This is a genomic window from Bordetella petrii, assembly GCF_020991325.1.
GTDB classification, from domain to species: domain Bacteria; phylum Pseudomonadota; class Gammaproteobacteria; order Burkholderiales; family Burkholderiaceae_B; genus Bordetella_A; species Bordetella_A petrii_E.
Genome location: NZ_JAJMLX010000321.1, coordinates 1 through 4,744 on the forward strand (window position 1 = coordinate 1; position 4,744 = coordinate 4,744).

Sequence of the window (4,744 nt, forward strand, 5' to 3'; positions counted from 1 at the left end):
TCCGAATAGTGGCGCAGCGCGTCCGGGCCGAGTTCGGGCCGGTACGCGGACAGCGAGCTGATCACCACCAGCTTCTGCGCGTTGTAAGCCAGCGCGTATTCGGCCGCGCGGGCGACCGCGTCGCGCTGTACATGCCGAACCGCATCGAGTACCTGTACGCCATGTATGCGGCGTGGTGGATAGGCGCGGTCATCGTGCCCATTAACTATAAGCTGCACCCCAAAGAGGCGGCGTGGATCGTTGCCAATGCCGAGGCGGCCCTGGTCATCACCGACGCCGGCGACCAGTTCGGCGCGCAGTTGCTTCCCGATGGCTGCCGCGAACTGGGCGTGGATACCGGCGCTTTCGAAGCAGCCCTGCGCCATGCCGGCGGCGCCGGCGCGCCGTGCCCCGTGGCACCGGGCTCGCTGGCATGGCTGTTCTACACATCGGGCACCACTGGCCGGCCCAAGGGGGTGATGCTCAGCCACGACAATCTGGTGGCCATGGCCCTGTGCTACCCCTATGACGTCGACAGCGTGTCGGCGGGCGATGCCTGGCTGTACGCGGCGCCCATGTCGCACGGCGCGGGGCTGTACAACTTCATGTTCGTGCGCGCCGGGGCGCGCCATGTGGTGCCGGCGTCGCGCGGCTTCGACAGTGCCGAGATCTTCGACCTGGCCGGCCGCCTGGGCGATGTCTGCCTGTTCGCCGCGCCCACCATGATCAAGCGCATGGTGCGCGAAGCGCCTTCCCAGGTGCGCGGGCTGCGCACCGTGGTGTGCGGTGGCGCGCCCATGTATGCCGCCGACATGGTCGAGGCGCTGGATGCGCTGGGGCCCGTGCTGGCGCAGATCTACGGCCAGGGCGAAAGCCCCATGACCATTACGGCCATGCGCCGGGACGCCATCGCGGACCGCGCGCAGCCGCACTGGGAAGCGCGCATCGCCTCGGTGGGCACCGCCCAGTCCTGCATGGAAGTGCGGGTGGTGGACGGCGCGTTCAACCCGGTGGCGCCGGGCCAGTGCGGCGAAGTCGTGGCGCGCGGCCCGGCCGTCATGGGCGGCTACTGGCGCAACGACCAGGCCAGCCGGCAGGCGCTGGCCGACGGCTGGCTGCGCACGGGCGACATCGGCTACCTGAGCCCCGACGGTTTCCTGACGCTGACCGACCGTTCCAAGGACGTGATCATTTCCGGGGGCACCAATATCTACCCCCGCGAGGTCGAAGAAGTCATCGCCGGCCATCCCGATGTGTTCGAGGTGGCGGTGGTGGGCGCGCCGCACGCGGAATGGGGCGAGGAAGTGGTGGCATTCGTGGTGCCCCGCGCCGGCCGCCAGGCCCTGGACGCGATGGTGCTGGAAGCCTGGTGCCGCGCCGAAATGGCGTCGTTCAAGAAGCCCCGGCGTTATGAGTTTTGTGCCGATCTGCCCAAGAACAGCTACGGCAAAGTGCTGAAGACAGACCTGCGGGCGCGCGCCAGGCAAGGCCCCGCCCCCACGATTTAACCCCCGCGGGGGTCATACAAAGCGCGCAAGCGCGAATAATCAGGAGGAGTCATGAAACGTCGCGAATTCATCAAGACCACCGGCTTACTGGCGGGCGCGGGCGCGCTGGGCGGGCTGAGCCTGCCGCTGTCGGCCAAGGAAAAGATCTCGTTCAAGTTCGACAGCTATGTGTCCGAGACGGCGGGCCCGTCGTGGTTGGACCGCTGGTTCCTGGATGAACTGGAAAAGCGCTCGGGCGGCACAGTCAAAATCCGGCGCTACTGGTCGGCGTCGCTGAACAAGGTGGGCGAACACCTGCCCGCCGTGCGCGACAAGACATCGGAAATGAGCCTGATCTCGCCGGGGTACTACCAGGCCGACCTTCCCGTGACGCGCGGCCTGGAATGGTATTTCCGCATGAACCGCGCCGATGCCCTGCTGCAGGTATGCCGCGATGTGTATGGTGAATTCGAACCGCTGCGCGACGAATGGGAAAAGCGCCACCGCGCCAAGGTGATGTACTGGACCAACTGGAACTATGCGCCGCTGATCACGCGTACGCCTATCAAGTCGCTGGACGACATCAAGGGCAAGCGCATCCGCGGCTACGGCGTGGCCACGGACGTCATCGAGCGCCTGGGCGGCACGGCGGTGCCCATGGCCGCGCCCGAGGTGTACACGGCCCTGGAGCGCGGCGTGCTGGACGGCGTGTACGGCTTCGATTTCATCACGGCGGTGGCGTACAAGCTGCATGAAATCGCGCCGCACTTCACCGACATCGGCGACGGCCCGCATGCGCCGGCCGCCACGGTGATCAACGTGGATACCTGGGCTTCATTCCCGGCCAATATCCAGGCCACCTGCAACGAGATCGTGGAAGAAATCTACGGCGGCCAGTATTCCACCATCATGAACAAGGTGCTGCACGACTACGTGCAGAAGGCCCAAAAAGAGGGCGTGAAATTCCAGGTACTGGACGACGCCCAGAAACAGGCGGCGAAAAAACTGATCCAGCCCGCGCAGGTGGACAGCTGGGTCGAGAAAGTAGCCAAGCCCGCCGGGATCGACGGCCCGCGCATGCAGGCCCTGATCGACCAGGCCATCGCCCGGCACGATGCCAAGGGCACGCTGCTGCGGCCGTCCGAAATCGCGCTGAAGGCCTGACCGCGGCCCGTTCTTGGCCACGCCGCGGCCGAGCCGCGGCGTGCAACACCCTTGGGAGGGCCGCATGCGGCAACTCGAGCATTTTTTCCGTTCCCTGTCGAACGGCTTCGGCGCGATCGCGCTGGTTTTCCTGCTGTTCCTGATGTTCGGCACTACGCTGGACGCGATCGCCCGCGGCGTGTGGGGGCGGCCGTTGTCCGGGGTATTCGAACTGGCCGAACTGAGCATGGTGATGGTGGTGTTCCTGGGCCTGGGCTGGACCAAGCTGGACAATGCCCACATCCGCGTCACCATGCTGGTCGAGCGCATGCCGCGCGGCGCGGCGCGCCTGGCCGAGACCCTGTCCTGGGCCGGCGCGGCGTTGTTCCTGCTGATCCTGGCCGTGCCCTCCACGCAGGACGCCGCGCACTCGTTCGCCATCCGGGAATTCCGCTGGGGCTATATCGAATTTCCCATCTGGTGGGCCAAGATCGCGCTGGCGGCGGGCTTGTGGTTCGGTTTCCTGCAACTGGCGTTCCATGCGCTGTATGTGGCGGTGCGCGGCGCGCCCGCGGCGGCCGCCGCGCCTGGCCTGCGGGACGACGGCGTTCCTTCCGGAGCGGGCGATCGGGAGGCGCATCATGGATGAATTCGTCGTGGCGACCACCGTCGCCGTCTGTCTGATCTTCGTATTGATGGCCATCGGCACGCCGGTGTTCGCCGCCCTGGGGCTGGCGGGCGTGGTGGGCATCGTCATGATCGAAGACCTGGCCTTCGTGCTGAACCGCCTGAAGGCGTTTTCGTACCACCAGTCGGCCTCTTATCTGCTGACGGTGATACCGTTGTTCATCCTGATGGGCGCGTTTGCCCATCATGCAGGCGTGGGGCAGCGGCTGTTCGGGGTGGCGCGCAAATGGGTCGGTCATCGGCCGGGCGGCCTGGCCATGGCCAGCATCCTGACCTGCGCGGGCTTTGCCGCGACTTCCGGTTCCAGCGTGGCCACCGCGGCCACCGTGGGGTCGGTGGCGATCCCGGAAATGCGCAAGGCGGGCTACGATCCCCGCCTGTCCGCCGGCGCCGTGGCGGCTGGCGGCGTGCTGGGGGTGCTGATTCCGCCCAGCGTGCTGCTGATTTTCTACGCCGCGCTGACGGAAGTGTCGGCCGGCAAGATGCTGGTGGCCGGCGTGATTCCCGGCATTCTGTCCACCCTGGTGTTCATGGCCGGCATCTGGGTCATCTGCCGCGGCCGCGGCCGCAGCGTGCGGACCGGCACCGAGCCCGCGGCAAGCTGGGGCGCGCGCCTGGCGTCGCTGGCCGATGCCTGGCAGGTGCTGCTGTTGTTCGTGGTGGTGCTGGGCGGCATCTACCTGGGCCTGGTCACGCCCACCGAGGCTGGCGCCGTGGGAGCATTCGCCGCCTTCGTGATGCTGCTGCTGGCCCGCCAGGCGCGCCCGCAACTGAAGGAAAAATTGCTGGAAAGCTGCCGCTCTTCCATTACCACCACGGTGATGATCCTGTTCACCATGATAGGGGCAGGCATTTTCAGCTACTTCCTGAGCCTGGCGCAGATTCCGCAGTTGATCGCGGCCACGGTGGTCGAGGCCGACGTGCCGCCCCTGGCCGTGATCTTCTTGCTGCTGGCCATCTACTTCCCCCTGGGCATGTTCCTGGATGCCTTCTCGATGCTGGTGATCACGCTGCCCATCATGTTCCCTACTGTGGTGTCGCTGGGCTACGACCCGATCTGGTTCGGCATCCTGGCCGTGAAGATGTGCGAAATCGGCCTGATCACGCCGCCCATGGGGCTGAATGTGTACGTGATCGCGGGCATCGACCGCAGCACCCCGCTGACGCAGATTTTCCGCGGCGCATGGTGGTTCGTGCTGATGGAGATCGCGACCACGCTGATCCTGTTCTTCTTTCCCATCATCGTGACCTGGCTGCCGGACAACATGCTGGGCAAATAAACCCCGAAACATGGGGCCGTGGACAGGCCCCGTTCCTGGAGGACGTGCGACATGGCTGGACGATTGGCAGGCAAGACGGCGGTGGTGATGGGCGCGACTTCATCGGGCAGCCGCCAGCACCGCCGCCAGGCCCTCCTGCAGATCCTTGACGAAGTACCCGGGCACCTC

General features: G+C 66.5%; 3 protein-coding genes and 2 pseudogenes. 4 read left to right on the plus strand and 1 reads right to left on the minus strand.

From position 1 onward, the window contains the following. Positions 1–131 (minus strand): annotated as a pseudogene (locus tag LPZ50_RS21865) (SDR family NAD(P)-dependent oxidoreductase); the annotation flags it as partial. Between LPZ50_RS21865 and LPZ50_RS21870 the strand changes: the two are divergent. The 4 genes and pseudogenes from LPZ50_RS21870 to LPZ50_RS21885 all read left to right on the plus strand — a co-directional run. Then, positions 105–1,487 (plus strand): annotated as a pseudogene (locus LPZ50_RS21870) (class I adenylate-forming enzyme family protein); the annotation flags it as partial. The pseudogenes LPZ50_RS21865 and LPZ50_RS21870 overlap by 27 nt on opposite strands. A 51-nt stretch (positions 1,488–1,538) precedes the next feature. Beyond that, a complete protein-coding gene (locus LPZ50_RS21875; protein WP_230664911.1) occupies positions 1,539–2,630 on the plus strand; it encodes a C4-dicarboxylate TRAP transporter substrate-binding protein in 1,092 nt (363 codons plus the stop codon). Positions 2,631–2,694: 64 nt separating this feature from the next. Beyond that, a complete protein-coding gene (locus LPZ50_RS21880; protein WP_230664913.1) occupies positions 2,695–3,258 on the plus strand; it encodes a TRAP transporter small permease in 564 nt (187 codons plus the stop codon). Next, positions 3,251–4,576, plus strand: a complete 1,326-nt coding sequence (locus tag LPZ50_RS21885) for a TRAP transporter large permease (RefSeq protein ID WP_230664914.1) — start codon at positions 3,251–3,253, stop codon at positions 4,574–4,576. Before LPZ50_RS21880 ends, LPZ50_RS21885 begins: the two co-directional genes overlap by 8 nt. Positions 4,577–4,744 lie beyond the last annotated feature (168 nt).